This window comes from Streptomyces iranensis, from assembly GCF_017874715.1.
Classification (GTDB): domain Bacteria; phylum Actinomycetota; class Actinomycetes; order Streptomycetales; family Streptomycetaceae; genus Streptomyces; species Streptomyces iranensis.
This window is the reverse complement of the sequence record NZ_JAGGLR010000027.1, coordinates 1-17,821: the sequence shown is the minus strand read 5'-3', so window position 1 is coordinate 17,821 and position 17,821 is coordinate 1. Positions and strand designations below refer to the sequence as shown.

General features: G+C 71.4%; 17 protein-coding genes and 1 rRNA gene. 4 read left to right on the top strand and 14 right to left on the bottom strand.

Translation table 11 applies throughout. The annotated features are described in order from the left end of the window. Positions 1-2 precede the first annotated feature (2 nt). From hemB to J2Z30_RS38880, 5 genes are read right to left on the bottom strand one after another with little or no spacing between them, the layout of a single operon-like run. Positions 3-1,019, bottom strand: coding sequence for a porphobilinogen synthase (gene hemB, locus J2Z30_RS38900; protein WP_044571879.1), 1,017 nt, complete (start codon positions 1,017-1,019; stop codon positions 3-5). Next, complete coding sequence (locus tag J2Z30_RS38895; RefSeq protein WP_044571881.1) at positions 1,016-2,680, bottom strand: bifunctional uroporphyrinogen-III C-methyltransferase/uroporphyrinogen-III synthase; 1,665 nt, start codon at positions 2,678-2,680, stop codon at positions 1,016-1,018. The genes hemB and J2Z30_RS38895 overlap by 4 nt, the downstream gene beginning before the upstream one ends. After that, positions 2,677-3,666: a hydroxymethylbilane synthase gene (gene hemC, locus J2Z30_RS38890; RefSeq protein ID WP_044571883.1), complete on the bottom strand. Its 990-nt coding sequence runs from the start codon at positions 3,664-3,666 to the stop codon at positions 2,677-2,679. Before hemC ends, J2Z30_RS38895 begins: the two co-directional genes overlap by 4 nt. Further along, on the bottom strand, positions 3,663-5,150 hold the full coding sequence (locus J2Z30_RS38885; RefSeq protein WP_044571885.1) for a glutamyl-tRNA reductase: 1,488 nt from the start codon (positions 5,148-5,150) through the stop codon (positions 3,663-3,665). Before J2Z30_RS38885 ends, hemC begins: the two co-directional genes overlap by 4 nt. Further along, entirely contained in the window at positions 5,147-5,950 is an 804-nt protein-coding gene (locus J2Z30_RS38880) for a redox-sensing transcriptional repressor Rex (protein ID WP_044571886.1), read from the bottom strand. Before J2Z30_RS38880 ends, J2Z30_RS38885 begins: the two co-directional genes overlap by 4 nt. Positions 5,951-6,305: 355 nt before the next feature. Between J2Z30_RS38880 and J2Z30_RS38875 the strand changes: the two genes are divergently transcribed. The 4 genes from J2Z30_RS38875 (at position 6,306) to J2Z30_RS38860 (ending at position 10,421) form a co-directional block, all read left to right on the top strand. Further along, positions 6,306-6,584, top strand: a complete 279-nt coding sequence (locus J2Z30_RS38875) for a glutaredoxin family protein (protein ID WP_044581600.1) — start codon at positions 6,306-6,308, stop codon at positions 6,582-6,584. Between the two features lie 129 nt (positions 6,585-6,713). Further along, positions 6,714-7,637: an HAD family hydrolase gene (locus J2Z30_RS38870; protein WP_044571888.1), complete on the top strand. Its 924-nt coding sequence runs from the start codon at positions 6,714-6,716 to the stop codon at positions 7,635-7,637. A 515-nt stretch (positions 7,638-8,152) separates the two neighbouring features. Next, positions 8,153-8,959: an ECF subfamily RNA polymerase sigma factor, BldN family gene (locus tag J2Z30_RS38865; protein ID WP_044571889.1), complete on the top strand. Its 807-nt coding sequence runs from the start codon at positions 8,153-8,155 to the stop codon at positions 8,957-8,959. 217 nt (positions 8,960-9,176) lie between these two features. Beyond that, a complete protein-coding gene (locus tag J2Z30_RS38860) occupies positions 9,177-10,421 on the top strand; it encodes a DUF5667 domain-containing protein (protein WP_044571891.1) in 1,245 nt (414 codons plus the stop codon). A gap of 103 nt (positions 10,422-10,524) precedes the next feature. Here the strand turns inward: J2Z30_RS38860 and J2Z30_RS38855 are convergent, their stop codons facing one another. The 9 genes from J2Z30_RS38855 to rrf form a co-directional block, all read right to left on the bottom strand. After that, positions 10,525-11,571, bottom strand: coding sequence for a lysophospholipid acyltransferase family protein (locus J2Z30_RS38855; protein ID WP_044571893.1), 1,047 nt, complete (start codon positions 11,569-11,571; stop codon positions 10,525-10,527). A gap of 14 nt (positions 11,572-11,585) precedes the next feature. Next, entirely contained in the window at positions 11,586-12,629 is a 1,044-nt protein-coding gene (locus J2Z30_RS38850; protein ID WP_044571895.1) for an NAD-dependent epimerase/dehydratase family protein, read from the bottom strand. A gap of 215 nt (positions 12,630-12,844) precedes the next feature. After that, the gene (locus tag J2Z30_RS38845; protein WP_003948845.1) at positions 12,845-12,943 is read right to left on the bottom strand and encodes a 30S ribosomal protein bS22; all 99 of its coding nucleotides are present in this window, start codon (positions 12,941-12,943) and stop codon (positions 12,845-12,847) included. A 128-nt stretch (positions 12,944-13,071) separates the two neighbouring features. Continuing rightward, positions 13,072-13,281: a helix-turn-helix domain-containing protein gene (locus J2Z30_RS38840; RefSeq protein WP_014053989.1), complete on the bottom strand. Its 210-nt coding sequence runs from the start codon at positions 13,279-13,281 to the stop codon at positions 13,072-13,074. Positions 13,282-13,410: 129 nt separating this feature from the next. Continuing rightward, a complete protein-coding gene (locus tag J2Z30_RS38835) occupies positions 13,411-14,226 on the bottom strand; it encodes a phosphatase (protein WP_044571897.1) in 816 nt (271 codons plus the stop codon). 223 nt (positions 14,227-14,449) lie between these two features. Then, on the bottom strand, positions 14,450-15,622 hold the full coding sequence (locus J2Z30_RS38830; RefSeq protein ID WP_044571899.1) for an acetoin utilization protein AcuC: 1,173 nt from the start codon (positions 15,620-15,622) through the stop codon (positions 14,450-14,452). Further along, positions 15,591-16,799, bottom strand: coding sequence for an MFS transporter (locus J2Z30_RS38825; protein WP_044571900.1), 1,209 nt, complete (start codon positions 16,797-16,799; stop codon positions 15,591-15,593). The genes J2Z30_RS38830 and J2Z30_RS38825 overlap by 32 nt, the downstream gene beginning before the upstream one ends. Positions 16,800-16,823: 24 nt before the next feature. Further along, complete coding sequence (locus J2Z30_RS38820; protein WP_044571902.1) at positions 16,824-17,480, bottom strand: HAD family hydrolase; 657 nt, start codon at positions 17,478-17,480, stop codon at positions 16,824-16,826. Positions 17,481-17,556: 76 nt separating this feature from the next. Continuing rightward, positions 17,557-17,673: ribosomal RNA gene (gene rrf, locus J2Z30_RS38815) — 5S ribosomal RNA — on the bottom strand. Positions 17,674-17,821: the final 148 nt, after the last annotated feature.

Sequence of the window (17,821 nt, the reverse complement as noted above, 5' to 3'; positions counted from 1 at the left end):
GGTCAGCCGCCGGGCTGCTCCCCCCGGTTCAGCCGCCGGGCCACCTCGGTCGCCCAGTACGTGAGGATCAGCCCCGCGCCCGCGCGCCGCACCGAGGTCAGCGTCTCCATGATGGCGCGGTCGCGGTCGATCCAGCCGTTGGCCGCGGCCGCCTCGACCATCGCGTACTCGCCGGAGATCTGGTACGCGGCCACCGGCACGTCCACGGCGTCGGCGAACTGCCGCAGGATGTCCAGGTACGGCAGGGCCGGCTTGACCATGACCATGTCCGCGCCCTCGGCCAGGTCCAGCTCCAGCTCGCGCAGCGACTCGCGGGCGTTGGCCGGGTCCTGCTGGTAGGTCTTGCGGTCGCCCTTCAGCGAGGAGCCCACCGCCTCGCGGAACGGGCCGTAGAAGGCGGAGGCGTATTTCGCGGTGTAGGCGAGGATCGACACGTCCTGGTGCCCGGCGCCGTCCAGCGCCTCACGGACCACCCGGACCTGCCCGTCCATCATCCCGCTGGGGCCCACGGTGTGGACGCCCGCGTCGGCCTGGACGCGCGCCATCTCCGCGTACCGCTCCAGCGTGGCGTCGTTGTCCACCCGGCCCTCGGCGTCCAGGACCCCGCAGTGGCCGTGGTCGACGTGCTCGTCCAGACAGAGGTCGGACATGATCACGAGGTCGTCGCCGACCTCGGCGCGCACATCGCGGATCGCCACCTGGAGGATGCCGTCCGGGTCGGTGCCGGGGGTGCCGACCGCATCCTTCTTGGACTCCTCCGGCACCCCGAAGAGCATGATCCCGCCGATCCCAGCGGCGACCGCCTCGGCCGCCGCCTTCCGCAGCGTGTCCCGGCTGTGCTGGACCACGCCCGGCATCGACTGGAGCGGCACCGGCTCGCTCACGCCCTCGCGGACGAACGCGGGCAGGATCAGCTCGGCCGGGTGCAGCCGGGTCTCCGCGACCATGCGCCGCATCGCGGGCGTGGTGCGCAGCCGACGCGGCCGCGTACCGGGGAAGCTGCCGTACGAGATGCTCAAGAGCGTGCCCTCCTTCGCGAACCAGGCCGTCGCTCGCTCGGGCGGGTGACCGGCTCCCCGGCCTCGATCGCGGCCTGCCGCCGCGCCGCCCCGAAGTCCGCGAGCGCCTCGGCCAGCTTGAGCACCGAGGGCTCGGGCGACAGCACATCCACCCGCAGTCCGTGCTCCTCCGCGGTCTTCGCGGTGGCCGGGCCGATACAGGCGATGACAGTGACATTGTGCGGCTTGCCCGCGATGCCGACGAGGTTCCGCACAGTGGACGACGAGGTGAAGAGCACCGCGTCGAACCCGCCGCCCTTGATGGCCTCACGGGTCTCGGCCGGCGGCGGCGAGGCGCGCACGGTGCGGTACGCGGTCACGTCGTCGACCTCCCAGCCCAGCTCGATCAGCCCGGCGACCAGGGTCTCCGTCGCGATGTCGGCGCGCGGCAGGAACACCCGGTCGATCGGGTCGAACACCGGGTCGTACGGCGGCCAGTCCTCCAGCAGCCCGGCCGCGGACTGCTCACCGCTGGGCACCAGATCCGGCTTCACCCCGAAGTCGATCAGCGACTTCGCGGTCTGCTCGCCCACCGCCGCGACCTTGATCCCGGCGAACGCGCGGGCGTCGAGCCCGTACTCCTCGAACTTCTCGCGCACCGCCTTGACCGCGTTGACCGAGGTGAAGGCGATCCACTCATAGCGCCCGGTGACCAGGCCCTTGACCGCGCGCTCCATCTGCTGCGGGGTGCGCGGCGGCTCCACGGCGATGGTCGGCACCTCACTGGGCACCGCGCCGTAGCCGCGCAGCTGATCGGAGAGCGAGGCGGCCTGCTCCTTGGTGCGCGGCACCAGGACCTTCCAGCCGAACAGCGGCTTGGATTCGAACCATGACAGCTGATCGCGCCGGCCGGCCGCGCTCTGCTCGCCGACCACGGCTATCACCGACTGGGCGCCCTGCGGCGACGGCAGTACCTTGGCCGCCTTCAGCACCTGGGCGATGGTCCCCAGCGTCGCGGTCCAGGTCCGCTGGCGGGTGGTGGTGCCCGCGACGGTGACGGTGAGCGGGGTGTCCGGCTTGCGGCCCGCGGCCACCAGCTCACCCGCGGCGGCGGCCACCGTCTCCAGGGTCGCGGAGACCACGGCGGTCGCGTCGGACGAGCCGATCTCGCTCCAGCAGCGCTCGTCGGCGCTCAGGGCGTCCACGAAGCGCACATCCGCGCTGTGGGCGTCCCGCAGCGGCACCCCCGCGTAGGCGGGCACGCCCACCGCGGCGGCCACACCGGGCACCACCTCGAAGACGATGCCCTCGGCCGCGCAGGCGAGCATCTCGTCGGCGGCGTATCCGTCGAGGCCGGGGTCGCCCGCGACCGCGCGCACGACCCGCTTGCCGCCGCGCGCGGCCGTCATGACAAGATTGGCGCTGTCCCTTAGTACCGGGACGGTGGCGGTGCCTGACGACCCATCAGCGTCCGCCTGCTGCGGCGTGCCCTGAGCCTCCGCGGCCACGCCCGGCCTGACGTGCTGACGCACCACGTCGAGCACTTGAGGGTCGGCGATCAACACGTCCGCGGTGGCGAGTGCCTCCACGGCGCGCAAGGTCAGCAGGCCCGGATCTCCGGGGCCCGCACCGAGAAAGGTGACGTGTCCGCAGCCGGGGTGATTCGGGGCGGTGGGGTTCAAAGTGCTCGCTCCCCCATAAGACCGGCCGCACCCTTGGCGAGCATCTCGGCAGCGAGTACGCGACCGAGGTCCGCGGCCGCACTGGGCGATGCGGGTACGGGACCGGTGGTGGACAGCTGCACCAGCGTCGTGCCGTCGAGCGTGCCGACGACGCCGCGCAGGCGCATTTCGGTGACAGCCTGACCGTCGCCCAACAGGTCGGCCAGCGCCCCCACGGGTGCGCTGCAGCCGGCCTCCAGGGCGGCGAGCAGGGATCGCTCGGCGGTCACGGCGACCCGTGTGGACGGGTCGTCGATCTCGGCGAGCCGGGCAGCGAGCGGCACGCTGGACGCGGCACACTCCACTGCCAGGGCCCCCTGGCCGGGGGCGGGCAAAACATGGTCGGCGTCGAGCAGCTCGGTCGCCTCGCCGATCCGCCCCAGACGGATCAGACCGGCGGCGGCGAGCACCACGGCGTCCAGCCGTCCCGAGCGGACGTAGCCGATGCGGGTGCCGACATTGCCGCGTATCGGCACGGTCTCGATGTCGAGGCCGAGGGAGCGGGCCCACGCGTTCAGCTGGGCCGCGCGGCGCGGGGATCCGGTGCCTATCCGGGACCCCGGCGGAAGCTGGGCGAAGGCGAGCCCGTCCCGGGCGATCAGCGCGTCGCGCGGATCCTCCCGGCGCGGGACCGCGGCCAGCGTCAGCCCCTCCGGCTGCGCGGTGGGAAGGTCCTTCAGCGAGTGCACGGCCAGGTCGATCTCGCCCCTGAGCAGCGCCTCGCGCAGCGCCGATACGAAGACGCCGGCGCCGCCGATCTGTGCGAGGTGCTCCCGCGAGGTGTCGCCGTACGTGGTGATCTCGACGAGCTCGACAGGGCGCCCGGTGACCTCGCGGACCAGGTCCGCGACCAGACCGGACTGGGCCATGGCGAGCGCGCTGCGGCGGGTGCCCAGGCGCAGCGGCGGAGCGCCGCCGGAGGCGGCGGGTGAGGGGGTGGGGTTCATGCCCGGCCTCCCTTCGGGTCGTTCGGTTCTGCGGTGCGGGCCGAGCCGTCGGCGCGGCTGACGGCGGCGACCGCCTGCGGATCGAGGTCGAAGAGCTCCCGCAGCGCGTCCGCGTAACCGGCGCCTCCCGGAGTGCTCGCGAGCTGCTTGACCCGCACGGTGGGCGCGTGCAGCAGCTTGTCGACGACCCGGCGCACGGTCTGCGTGATCTCGGCCCGCTGCTTGTCGTCCAGATCGGGAAGCCGCCCGTCGAGGCGGGCGATCTCACTGGCGACGACGTCCGCCGCCATGGTACGCAGCGCGACCACCGTCGGGGTGATGTGCGCGGCACGCTGGGCCGCCCCGAAGGCGGCCACCTCCTCGGAGACGATGGCCCGCACCCTGTCCACGTCGGCGGCCATCGCCCCGGCGGACGAGCCCGGCGCGCCGGACGGCTCGGCGGCCGCCTCGGCGAGGGACTCGATGTCGACCAGGTGCAGCCCCTCGATCCGGTGCGCCGCCGCGTCTATGTCGCGCGGCATCGCCAGATCCAGCAGCGAGACGTCCGCCTCCGCGCGGTGCGCCCCGGGCGGGCAGGCCGCGCGCTGGGCGAGCGCGGTGCGCAGCTCGGCGGCGGTCAGGACCAGCCCGGTCGCGCCCGTACAGGACACGACGATGTCGGCGTGCGGCAGCTCGGCGGAGACCCGGTCCCGGGGCACGGCGCGGGCCACCAGGCCCTCGCGCAACGTTTCCGCACCGGCGGAGGTGTCATCACCGACAGGGGTGATCGCGGCCGGTGTGGCGGCGTGCTGCTGGGCCAGGGACTCGGCCAAGCGCAGCGCCCGCTCCAACGTCCTGTTGGCGATCACCAGTTCTGATACACCGGCGCGCGCGAGCGTCGCCGCGGCCAGCGAGGACATCGAACCGGCGCCGATCACCAGGGCACGCCTGCCCCGGGCCCACTCCGCCACCGGCGCGCCCTGGGCCAGCTGCTCCAGGCCGAAGGTGACCAGCGACTGGCCCGCCCGGTCGATCCCGGTCTCGCTGTGGGCCCGCTTGCCGACCCGCAGTGCCTGCTGGAAGAGATCGTTCAGCAGCCGCCCGGCGGTGTGCAGCTCCTGCCCCAGCGCCAGCGCGTCCTTGATCTGGCCGAGGATCTGGCCCTCGCCCACGACCATCGAGTCCAGCCCGCAGGCCACCGAGAACAGATGGTGGACGGCCCGGTCCTCGTAGTGGACGTAGAGGTACGGGGTGAGCTCGTCCAGTCCGACGCCGGTGTGCTGGGCGAGCAGCGTGGACAGCTCGGCGACCCCGGCGTGGAACTTGTCCACGTCGGCGTAGAGCTCGATGCGGTTGCAGGTGGCCAGCACCGCGGCCTCGGTGGCGGGCTCGGCGGCGAGGGTGTCCTGCACCAGCTTCGCGGGCTCGTCCCCCACCAGGGCGGCGCGCTCCAGCACGCTCACGGGCGCGCTGCGATGGCTCAGTCCGACGACGAGGAGACTCATGCCGGCATCACGGCGGGCACGTCCCCGTCAGGTCCTTGCCGGCCGCTGTCGGCGCCGGGGGCGCCGGAGGGCGCTCGGTGGGGCGCCGCGGGCGGCGGTGGAACCGCCCCCGCGGCCTCCTCGGGGGCGCTGCCCTCCTCGCCCGCCTTGCGCTGCTCGTGGAAGGCGAGGATCTGCAGCTCGATCGAGAGATCGACCTTGCGCACGTCCACCCCGTCCGGAACGGACAGCACGGTGGGCGCGAAGTTGAGGATCGAGGTGATCCCGGCGGCCACCAGCCGGTCACAGACCTGCTGGGCCGCGCCCGCCGGGGTGGCGATGACGCCGATCGAGACGCCGTTGTCGGTGATGATCTTCTCGAGCTCGTCGGTGTGCTGCACCGGGATGCCCGCGACCGGCTTCCCGGCCATCGCGGGGTCGGCGTCGATCAGCGCGGCGACCCGGAAGCCACGGGAGGCGAAGCCGCCGTAGTTGGCGAGCGCGGCGCCGAGGTTACCGATGCCGACGATCACAACCGGCCAGTCCTGGGTGAGCCCGAGCTCCCGCGAGATCTGGTAGACGAGGTACTCCACGTCGTAGCCGACACCGCGGGTGCCGTACGAACCGAGATAGGAGAAGTCCTTGCGCAGCTTGGCCGAATTGACGCCGGCCGCGGTGGCCAGCTCCTCCGAGGACACTGTGGGCACCGAACGCTCGGAGAGAGCGGTCAGCGCACGCAGATACAGCGGTAGCCGGGCGACGGTGGCCTCGGGGATCCCTCGGCTGCGGGTCGCCGGTCGGTGAGTTCGGCCAGTTGCCACGGTGCTCCTGCGGGTAGAGCGAGGCTGCGGGCGGCCGGGTGTTTCATGACCGCCCCATCGACAGCAGGCTATGTCTTTGTGAACGCGTGCACAAAGATGGTGTCCGCTTTGTCCTGGCAAAGTGACCGGTGTCACGCGCCCTATCGAGCCAGCCGCGGAACCACTACCTGCGTCGCACCGTTCCCCGCGGGCTCGCCCGCCCCGCTGGGCCGCCGACGGGAGCACAGGCCCTCACTCCTCACCTTTTTACCCCCGGACAGCAACAAAACGCCCACGATCGTAATCGACCGAGAGCCCACTTCCGAACTCGCCGGGAGCGGACCCGCCGCTCGCGCGGGCGGGCAGAATGGTGAGCATGAGTCCGTTGCTGCGCCGCGCCCCGCGCAAGAAGCCCACCGAGCGCACGGTCACGCTGATCGGCAAGCCCGACTGCCATCTGTGCGAGGCCGCCGAGGCCGTGGTCGAGGAGGTCTGCGGCGAGCTGGGCACCCCCTGGGAGAAGAAGGACATCACCCAGGACGAGGAGCTGTACCGCGCCTACTGGGAGCAGATCCCGGTGGTGCTGATCGACGGCGAGCAGCACGACTTCTGGCGGGTGAACCCCCAGCGGCTGCGCACCGCGCTCGGCGGCTGATTCCGGCCCCCGGCGCGGGCTCGTCCCACCCTTGCGCGCATCCCTTGCGCGCATCCCTTTCGCGTAACCTGAATCGGCCCGACACCCGGGCGTAACGGGATGCGCCGGAGCGCTGGCTATGCTCGCCCCATGGCCGCACTGGGATGGTTCACCCGACGTCGACGACCCGCCACCGAGCGGAGCGTCCTCGCCGGAGAGGCATCGGCCGAGGCCGCGCGCAAGTCGTCGGCCGAGACCCCCGCGGCACAGCCCCCCGCCGAACCGGAGTTCCCCGTTGTCGGGGACGAGCGGGCCGCCGCCTTCTTCGACCTGGACAACACGGTCATGCAGGGCGCCGCCCTCTTCCACTTCGGCCGCGGCCTCTACAAGCGGCACTTCTTCCGCAAGCGCGAGCTCGCCCGCTTCGCCTGGCAGCAGACCTGGTTCCGGATGGCCGGGGTCGAGGATCCGGCGCATATGGAGGACGTGCGCAGCAGCGCCCTGTCCATCGTCAAGGGCCACCGGGTCGCCGAGCTGATGTCGATCGGCGAGGAGATCTACGACGAGTACATGGCCGACCGCATCTGGCCCGGCACCCGCGCCCTCGCCCAGGCCCATCTGGACGCCGGGCAGCGGGTCTGGCTGGTGACCGCCGCGCCGGTCGAGACCGCGACGATCATCGCCCGGCGACTGGGGCTGACCGGGGCGCTGGGCACGGTGGCCGAGTCGGTGGGCGGCATCTACACCGGCCGGCTGGTCGGCGAGCCGCTGCACGGCCCGGCCAAGGCCGAGGCCGTACGGGCGCTGGCGGGGGCCGAGGGGCTGGACCTGACCCGCTGCGCGGCCTACAGCGACTCCGCCAACGACATCCCGATGCTGTCGATCGTGGGCCATCCGTACGCGGTGAATCCGGACACCCGGCTGCGCAGGCACGCCCGTGAGCACGGCTGGCGACTGCGCGACTACCGCACCGGACGTAAAGCGGCCAAGATCGGCATCCCGGCGGCGGCCGGGGTGGGCGCGGTGGCGGGCGGCACGGCGGCCGCCGTGGCCCTGCACCGCCGGCGCCGCTGACCACCGCGGCCGGGGCCCGCTCGCTCCCTGGCGTCACCCCTGATCCCCCGCCTGACCTCCCGTTGAGCCCCTTCCGGAGTGCCCCGTTCGGGCGGTGCTGACCGCCTGCGTACGACCGTGACCGAGGACGGTCAAGGTTGACCGCCGATCGCGCTCCGTGACGACGTACCCATCGATACACAGCGTCACCAACCGAACGCGCCCGCCCTGTTTCGGTCATTCCGCGCTTCCTACCCCACAGCGCCCCCGCCAGTCCCCTTACCGCCGCTTTGTCACAACACGCCACACAATCGCACAACCCACGAACAGTTCCGGTCAATTGGCGGTACGCATTCGATACTTGATGCGTCATCAATCCATAACAGAGCGAACGGAAACGATGATTTGAGCAACTGGGTGTAGTGCCGCCTGTACGAAGCGTTATTCTCCTTAGACGCAAACCGGTACCCACGCGTCCCTACGGCGGGTGACGGTCCCGTACTGCACGTGATGGAAGCTCTGCCTCTGGGAGTCCCGTGTACCCACACGTCGGGGTTGACGCCTCGGGCCTGGCTACGCTGCGCGCAACGGTCCTCGACTGTCTGCGCGGCTTTGTCCCCACCGCGTATGCCGTCCCCGCCCTCGCCACCCCACAGCCCGTCAGCCCAGCCGTCGGCACGGTCGACCGCCCCGGCCAGGCCGGTCCGTGCTACGCCCTGGCGGACGGCGGCGCCGCGGTCAGCAGACGCTCCCGCGGCTCCACCCCCACCGCCCGGCGCCCCGGCGCCGACAGCGACAGCCGCCGCATGATGGACCTCGTCGAGCGCGCCCAGGCCGGGGAGGCCGAGGCGTTCGGCAGGCTCTACGACCAGTACGCCGACACGGTCTACCGCTACATCTACTACCGCGTGGGCGGCCGGGCCACGGCCGAGGACCTCACCAGCGAGACGTTCCTGCGCGCCCTGCGCCGCATCGGCACCTTCACCTGGCAGGGCCGCGACTTCGGCGCCTGGCTGGTGACCATCGCCCGCAACCTCGTCGCCGACCACTTCAAGTCCAGCCGCTTCCGGCTGGAGGTCACCACCGGCGAGATGCTGGACGCCAACGAGGTCGAGCGCAGCCCCGAGGACTCCGTCCTCGAATCGCTGTCCAACGCCGCCCTGCTGCAGGCGGTGCGAAAACTCAACCCGCAGCAGCAGGAGTGCGTGACGCTCCGCTTCCTCCAGGGCCTCTCGGTCGCCGAGACCGCCCGGGTCATGGGGAAGAACGAGGGTGCGATCAAAACGCTTCAGTACCGGGCCGTCCGCACCCTGGCCCGGCTTCTTCCGGACGACGCCCGCTGACCGCCCGTAGCCTCCCGGCCACGGTCCGTCCGCCAGTCGGGAGGGCCCTCGGGGAGGGCGTAACCCGGGTGCTGCGCCGCTCGTTGTGCGGGATGCAGGCGCCTTGTGGTCGTACCCTGCCCGTGATCCACTCACTCGATCGGGTGGACGCGCGCATGGCACGGAACCCTCGGGTGTCCTGGGGAGTCGACCGTCACGACGAGAGGAGGTGCCGCCTGTGATCGCAAACGTATCGGCACACCGGCGGGCGAACGCCTTCGCCAAGGCCCTGGAGGCCCTGGAGGCCCTGGAGAGCAACCACCAGGCCGCCCGGGACGAGACGCCGCAGCAACAGCCAGGTTCCCCACCGGCGGAGAGCGCCGAGCGGAGACGGCTGCTGGCCCTGGCGAGCGGGCTGGGCGAGCTGCCGGCACCGACATTGGACCCGGAGGTCCGCGCCACCCAGCGGGCGCAGCTGCTCGCCGCCATGGAGGCGGCCTTCGCCGAGGGGGCACCGCGCGTGCCCGAGCAGCGCCGCCGCCCCAGTGGCGCCCACCGGGCCAAACCCCCGGTGGCAAGATTCCGCCCCCGTTCCCGCTGGTCCAAGGGGCTCGCGGCCGGGGGGCTCACGGTCGGCGTGGCGGCGGGCGCATTCGGCGGCGTCGCCGCGGCCAGCTCGAACGCGCTGCCGGGCGACACCCTCTACGGGTTCAAGCGCGGTATGGAAGACCTCAAGCTCGAGATGGCGGACGGCGACGCCGACCGGGGCCGGATCTATCTGGACCAGGCGTCCACCCGGATGAGCGAGGCGCGCCGCCTGATGGAGCGGACCCGCACCGGCGATCTGGACCATGACTCGCTGGGCGAGATCCGCCGGGTCCTGGCCGGGATGCGCCATGACGCCTCCGAGGGCCACCGGCTGCTGCACCAGGTCTACGAGCGCGACGGCTCGCTCGGCCCGATCCAGCAGCTGTCCACCTTCTCCCAGGCCCACCGCGACGGCTGGAGCCGACTGCGCGAGCAGCTGCCGGTCCAGCTCATGGACGTCGGCGACGACGTGAGCTCGGTCTTCGACGCCATAGACCAAGAGGTCGGTCCGCTGCGGGCGTTGCTGCCCACGAAGAAGGAGCAGCAGGCCCAGTCCGGCCCGCAGACCGGCCACACGCCGCAGCGTGCGGGCGGGATGGGCCCGGACGACCACCCGGCGTCCGCCTCGGCCACCCCGAGCGGCAGCCGCACCGACGAGAAGACGGCCCCCCGCCCGCACCCGTCGTCCTCGGCGAGCACCCACAGCCAGAGCGGCGGCCTGGTGGGCGGGGCCGGCGACCTGCTGGACCCGCCACTCGGCGGCGGATCCAGCCCCAGCCCGTCCACGGGCAAGGGCGACCCGGGCGGCAAGCCGTCCCAGCCGGACATCACCATCCCCCCGCTGCTCCCGGACCTGCTGCCGGGCCTGAGCATCGACGGCGACGACACGAGGTGAAAATGCCGGGGGTGGGCACACCGCCCACCCCCGGACCTCCCCTGTCAACTCCATCCGTCGGGCCGCGCGGCCGCGCCACATCACGGCCCTCGCCGAGCAGCCGTCAGAAGAACACCGACCGGCGCTGGACGAGCAGCTTGTAGAGCGTGTGCTGGATCGTTTCTCGTACCTGGTCGGTCAGGTTGAACATCAGCATCGGGTCGTCCGCCGCCTCCGGCGGATGCCCGTCGGTGGGGATGGGCTCGCCGAACTGGATGGTCCACTTCGTCGGCAGCGGCACCGCGCCCAGCGGCCCGAGCAGCGGGAAGGTCGGCGTGATCGGGAAGTACGGAATGCCGAGCAGCCGGGCCAGGGTCTTCGCGTTCCCCACCATCGGGTAGATCTCCTCCGCGCCCACGATCGAGCACGGCACGATCGGCGCCCCCGCGCGCAGCGCCGTCGAGACAAAGCCACCCCGCCCGAAGCGCTGCAGCTTGTACCGCTCCGAGAACGGCTTGCCGATCCCCTTGAAGCCCTCCGGCATCACCCCGACCACCTCACCGCGCTCCAGCAGCAGCTGGGCGTCCTCGGCGCAGGCGAGAGTGTGCCCGGCCTTGCGGGCCAGTTCGTTGACGACCGGCAGCACGAAGACCAGATCGGCCGCGAGCAACCGCAGATGGCGCTTGGCCGGGTGGTTGTCGTGCACGGCGACCTGGAGCATCAGCCCGTCCAGCGGCAGCACCCCGGAGTGGTTGGCGACGACGAGCGCGCCACCGCTGTCGGGGATGTTCTCGATCCCCTTCACCTCGACCCGGAAGTACTTGTCGGACAGCGGGCGGAGCAGGGACATCAGCACCTGCTCGGTCAGATCGTGGTCGTAGCCGAAGTCGTCGACCTCGTAGTCCCCGGTGATCCGGCGACGCAGAAAGCTCAGCCCATGGGCCAGCTTGCGCTCCCAGTCGCCGCTGCCCGGGGCGGGCTTGGGCGAGTCGGGCGGCAGGGGCGGCACGGCCGCGGCCGCCGTCTGGGGGCGCTGCTCGAGCGCCTCGTCGCGCTGCTGCGGTACGGGCTTGAGCGAGCCCTGGGAGCGGCCGCCGCGGCCCAGCCGGGGGACCTTCTTCCGGGACGACCGGGGTTCCTCACCGAACGGAATGACCTTGGCGTCCGCCATGGTGGTTGCGCTCCTTAAGGCTGGGCGCCGGCGGGTAGCAGCGCGGCGAGCCGGTCGATGGAACGGGCGAGGGTCTCGGGCGGGAGCAGCCCGGGGCCGCGGCTGTGCGCATAGTCCGCGAGGGCGCCGGCGGTGGTGTGCTCGGGTTCGAATCCCAGGGTCTCGCGCATCTGGGTGGTGGCCACGACCCGGCCGTGGGTGAGCAGCCGGATCTGCTCGGGCGAGAAGTCGGTGATGCCGAGGGACCGCAGCGCGGTGCGAGCCCAGCGCAGGGTGGGCAGCAGCAGCGGCAGGGTGGGGCGGCCGAGCCGCCGGGCGGCCTGGGAGAGCAGCAGCACCCCGTCTCCGGCGATGTTGAACGTGCCGCTGTTGAGCGTGGACCGGCGTGGCTCGGAGGCCGCGATCCGCAGCACCTCGATGGCGTCCTTCTCATGGACGAACTGGAGCCGCGGGTCGTAGCCGATGACGGTGGGCAGCACCGGCAGTGCGAAGTACTCGGCGAGCGGGGAGTCCGCGCACGGCCCCAGGATGTTGGCGAAGCGCAGCACGCACACCGCGACATCGGGGCGGCGCCGGGCGAAGCCGCGGACATACCCCTCGACCTCGACGGTGTCCTTGGCGAAGCCGCCGCTGGGGAGGGATTTGGGCGGGGTGGTCTCGCTGAAGACGGCGGGGTCGCGGGGCGCGGAGCCGTACACATTGGTGCTGGACTTCACCACCAGCCGCTGCACCGACGGGGCCTTCTGGCAGGCGCCGAACAGCTGCATGGTGCCGATGACATTGGTCTCCTTGACCGAGGCGCGATTGCCGCGCGCGCCCAGCGGAGTGCCGTTGATATCCATGTGGACAACGGTGTGGACGCCGTATTCGGCGAGCAGTTTCCCGATCGTGGGGTGACGGATATCGGCCCGGACGAAGTCGGCGCCGCCGAGGTGGTGTTCGGGTGGCACGGCGTCCACGCCGATCACCCGCTCCACATCGGGTTCGCGCTGTATGCGCCGGACGAAGCGGCCTCCCAGCCGGCGAGCGACTCCGGTGACGAGCACGACCTTTCCCAAGATCAGCGCCTTCCTTCCCACCCTCGTCCGAGCTGGGCTGTGCCGAACACCGTAACCGGTCGATGTTGCGCTGTGATGACCACTCGCCGCGCGGTGCGACGTTTTAAGCCGGGGCCAAAGAGGCGAAAAACGTGGCTTCAGACCGGTGGCACCCACGCACCACAGCCCTCCCACCGGTGGTGGGAGGGCTGTGGGACGAACACAGCGTCGCTTGCTTACTTCTTGTTGCGACGCTGGACGCGCGTGCGCTTGAGCAGCTTGCGGTGCTTCTTCTTGGCCATCCGCTTGCGCCGCTTCTTGATAACAGAGCCCACGACTACCCTCGCTCACTTCGATTCACTCGGTGCGGGGCGTCCGAGCCCACACGACCTACATCGGGCCAGCCTACCCGGCACCGAGCGAACCACGTAATCCGAGGGTCCTCCCCGGGCCCGGAAACGGCCTAGGCGGACTCCACCCCCACATACGATTCGCGGAGGTATTCATGAACCGCTTGCTCTGGGACCCGGAAAGACCTGCCCACCCGGATCGCCGGCAGATGACCACTGTGCACCAAGCGGTACACGGTCATCTTGGACACTCGCATCACCGAGGCGACTTCCGCCACGGTCAGAAACTGAACCTCGTTCAGAGGCCGTTCGCCAGCAGCCATGACAACACCTGAACCTTCCGCACATGTCGGGCACCGGCTTCCCCTCCGGTGACTCCTGGTCGCATGCGCGCTCCACCCCAGGTTAGGGGCGGGTGATGCAAGTGGGGAAGAGGAGTAGCGATCGGACGCCTACTGTGACAGACACGCTCGATTGAGTACATAGCGAGTAATCGGCCGGTAGTAACCAGACCGCACACCGTCATCAAGCGGAACGGCGACGGACACCCGTCCCTCGGCCTCCCCGACGAACAGCGCGGGGTCGTCCGTGTCCCCTGGCCCGATGGCCTCAAAGCCCAGCTGACCTGCTCCGCAGACCCATCCATGGTCCCCGATGACGAGCCCCGGCAGGGGCCCGCCGGACGCCGCTGCGCAGCCGAGGGCGACCCGAACCGGGAGCGGCGAATGGCTGTGGGCGCCGGGCTCACTCGCGGTCGGGCGAGCGCCGGGCGCCCGCACCATCGCGACACCTCGTACGTAGGTGAGCTGGTGGGTACGTACGCCGAACCGCGTCGTTATGTCGATACATCTACCCCGCGCGGGAGTGAGGACACGGCAGCCCGCCGCCGAGAGCGCCGACGCCAACGCGGCGTAGAAGCCGAGGAGACGGTGGGGGTGGCCGGTGCCGAGGAGCACCGGGAGCCGGTCCCGGGCGGCACCACGCAGCCGGTCCGCGAAGGCGTCCAGCGCGGCGATCGTCAGCTCCGGATCGATCACATCCGGCCCCGAAACGTTGGCCGGGTCGGCCGAAACCCCGCATTTCTCGCTCATCAGGCCGAGCAATTCCATAAAGGACCAGTCGTATTCGGGCTCCAACCCGAGCAGCACCCGGGGGTCCCGGGCCGCGAAGAGCCGATAGCGGCGCAGGCTCTCCTCCCGGCTCGTGGCCACGGGCCCGGCGAGCCGCGCCGCCAGCAGATGCGCGCGCAGCGCCGCGGTACTCAACACGCCACCGATGCTGGCGGACCCACCCCCTCGGCCGCCCGGATACGCGGACAGACCCCACGGTTGGCGTAACGCCTGCTATTTCCAGCCCCTCCAGGGGGCACCTCCCAGCGGTAGCTGGGGGAGTTTGAGGAGCGGGGTCTGGGGCGGAGCCCCCCACGCGGCGGAGCCGCATATCGATGCTGCCGGGAAGGGGCGGGTAGGGGAGCAGCCCGCCGCAGGCCTTTTACGGCAGCAGTCCGTGGTGCGGGAAGACCGCCCGGCGCGTCGCCAGGATCGCCTGGTCCAGCCGGTCCGCGGGGTCGTACCCGGCCTCGTGGAAGTCCTGCCAGTCCGGCTCCCGCCCGTCCGTCATCCGCCGCGGCGCGTCCATCCGGGTCCGCCGGTACACCTCCTGCCGCCACTCCTCCGGCACCGGCGTGGTGGCCTCCACCGGCCGCCCCGCCGCGATCGCGACCAGATGCGTCCAGGACCGCGGCACCACGTCCACCACCGCGTAGCCACCGCCCCCGAGCGCCACCCAGCGCCCGTCCGCGTGCTCGTGCACCAGTCGGTGACAGCTCTCGGCGACCGCCCGCTGCGCGTCGACGGTCACCGCCAAGTGGGCCAGCGGGTCCTCGACATGGGTGTCCGCGCCGTGCTGGGTCACCAACACCTGCGGGCGGAACGCCGCCAGCAGCTCCGGCACCACCGCGTGGAAGGCCCGCAGCCAGCCCGCGTCAGCGGTCCCGGCCGGGAGCGCCAGATTGACCGCCGAGCCCTCGGCGCCCTCCCCGCCCGCCTCCTCCGGCCAGCCGGTCTGCGGGAACAGCGTCCGGGGGTGCTCGTGCAGCGAGATCGTCAGCACCCGCGGATCGTCCCAGAAGGCCGCCTGCACCCCGTCCCCGTGGTGGACGTCCACATCCACGTACGCGACCCGCTCCGCCCCCAGCTCCAGCAGCCGCGCGATCGCCAGCGCCGCGTCGTTGTAGATGCAGAACCCGGACGCGCCCCGCGGCATGGCGTGGTGCAGCCCGCCCGCGAAGTTCACCGCGTGCAGCGCCTCTCCGCGCCATACGTCCTCGGCCGCGCCCACCGACTGCCCGGCGATCAGCGCGGACGCCTCGTGCATCCCCGCGAAGGCCGGATCGTCGATCGTCCCGAGACCGTAGGAGCCGTCCGCCGCCTCCGGGGCGGCCGAGGCGCGGCGTACCGCCTCGATGTACTCCTGCCCATGGACCAGGCGCAGCGTCGACTCCCCGGCCGGCTTGGCGGCCACCACCCGGACCGCCCGGTCCAGCCCGTACGCCTGCACCAACCGCATGGTCAGCGCCAACCGCACCGGGTCCATCGGATGCCCGGCGCCGAAGTCGTATCCGGTTACTTCCTCATCCCACATCAACTGTGCGCGGCCGCTCATGCCCGTCACCGTATCCGGCTGGTACAGGGCTGAACGACCTCGCGTACCGGATCGTCATCAGCACGAGCACCATCGGCACCAGCATCGCCGCACGATAGTTCCACGCCCCGCCCAGCGCACCGACGAGCGGGGAGCCGATGAGGAAGCCCACGTAGTTGAAGATGTTGAGGCGCGCGACGGCGGCATCGGACGCCCCGGGGAAGAGCCGCCCCGCGGCCGCGAAGGTCTGCGGCACCAGCACGCACAACCCGAGCCCCAGCAGCGTGAATCCGGCCATCCCCACCCAGGCGCCGGGCGCCGCCGCCACCACCGCGAAGCCGCCGCCCGCGAGCAGCGCCCCGGCCCGGACCACCGCGACCGCGCCGAAGCGCCGCACCCCGAGGTCGCCGAAGGAGCGGCCGAGGAGCGTGGTGACCATATAGACGTTGTACGGGACCGTGGCCAGCTGCTCGGAGCTGTGCAGCACGTCCTCCAGGTACTTGGCGCTCCAGTTGGAGACGGTGGAGTCGCCGATGTAGGCGAAGGCCATGACGAGACAGAGCGGCAGCAGCACGCGCATGCTCACGGTCGTCTCGTCCCTCACCACTTCGGTCGGCTCGGCGCCCTGGTGATCGACGTACCAGCGGCCGGCGATCAGCGCGGCGGGCACCAGGGTGGCCACCAGCGGCGCGTAGAGCGTGGGCAGCGGCAGGTCCCAGTGCGCCCCCACCCAGGCGAGCGAGGCCCCGGCGATCCCGCCCAGGCTGTACGCGCCGTGGAAGCCGAGCATGATGCTGCGCCCGTACGCGCGCTGGAGGCTCACCCCGAGCATGTTCATCGACGCGTCGAGCGCCCCGACCGTCAGCCCGAAAACGGCGAGCGCCAAGGCGAGCTGCCACACCGCCGTCCCCGATCCGGCGGACAGCAGGGCGAGGGAGACGACGGGCTGCACCACGCGGAGGACCAGCCCCGGCCGCATCCGCTTGACGAGATGCTCGGTGGCGACGCTGCCCACCCCGGCGAGGATCGGCACGGCGGCCAGGAAGAGGGGCAGCAGCCCATCGGATATCCCGTACCGGTCCTGGAGCGCGGGTATGCGCGTCACCAACAGAGCGAAGATCGCGCCCTGGACGAAGAAGCTGATGGCCAAAGAGGCCCGGCCGTGCCGTAGCCGGGGGCTCGGACGCGAATCCGTCATGGCCGTGGAGCGTACGGCCCCAGGCTACCTGTGGGTAGAGGTGAGCAGCCCTCGCAGCTCGGCCATCTCCACGAAGAGGCCCCGGGCCGTGGAGAGTTTGGCGGCGGGTGTCATGGCCGTGTAGCCGTACACATCCATCCCGGCGGCCAGGGCGGCCTGGACCCCGAGCGGGCTGTCCTCGACGACGGCACAGCGCTCGGGCGCCACGCCCATGCGCTCGGCCGCATGCAGGAACAGATCCGGGGCGGGCTTGCCCCGGCCCACGTCCTCGGAGCTGAAGATGTGGTCCTCACCGAAGAGGTCGTACAGCCCGGTCGTACGGAGGGCGACACGGATGCGCTCATGGCTTCCGGACGAGGCGACGCAGTACGGCACGCCGTCGGCCCGCAGCTTCTCCAGCACCTCGGCCACACCGGTCACCGGCCGCAGCTCGCGGCGGAAGGCGTCGAAGACCCGGTCGTGGAAGGTGGTGTCGAAGTCCGGCGGAAGCCGCCGGCCCGAGCGCTCGAGGACCAGGTCGTGGATGCGGTGCATGGCGGAGCCCATGTAGTCGCGTATGGAGTCCTCGTAGCTGGTGGGGTGCCCCAACTCGGTGAGGTAGGCGGCGAGGAGCCGGTTGGAGATGGGCTCGCTGTCGACGAGCACTCCGTCGTTGTCGAAGATGACCAGGTCATAGCGCATATGGCCAGCCTACAAACAGAAATGAGAAAAGCCCGGTCGAGAGCTGAAGCTCCCAACCGGGCTTTTCGTAAGATTTGTTCGGCGGCGTCCTACTCTCCCACAGGGTCCCCCCTGCAGTACCATCGGCGCTGAAAGGCTTAGCTTCCGGGTTCGGAATGTAACCGGGCGTTTCCCTAACGCAATGACCACCGAAACACTATGAAACACCAAACCGGACCCACCCACACCCAAAGATATGGGGATCAGACGGTTCGTTGCTTCAGAACCAACACAGTGGACGCGAGCACCTGAGGACAAGCCCTCGGCCTATTAGTACCAGTCAACTCCACCGGTCACCCGGC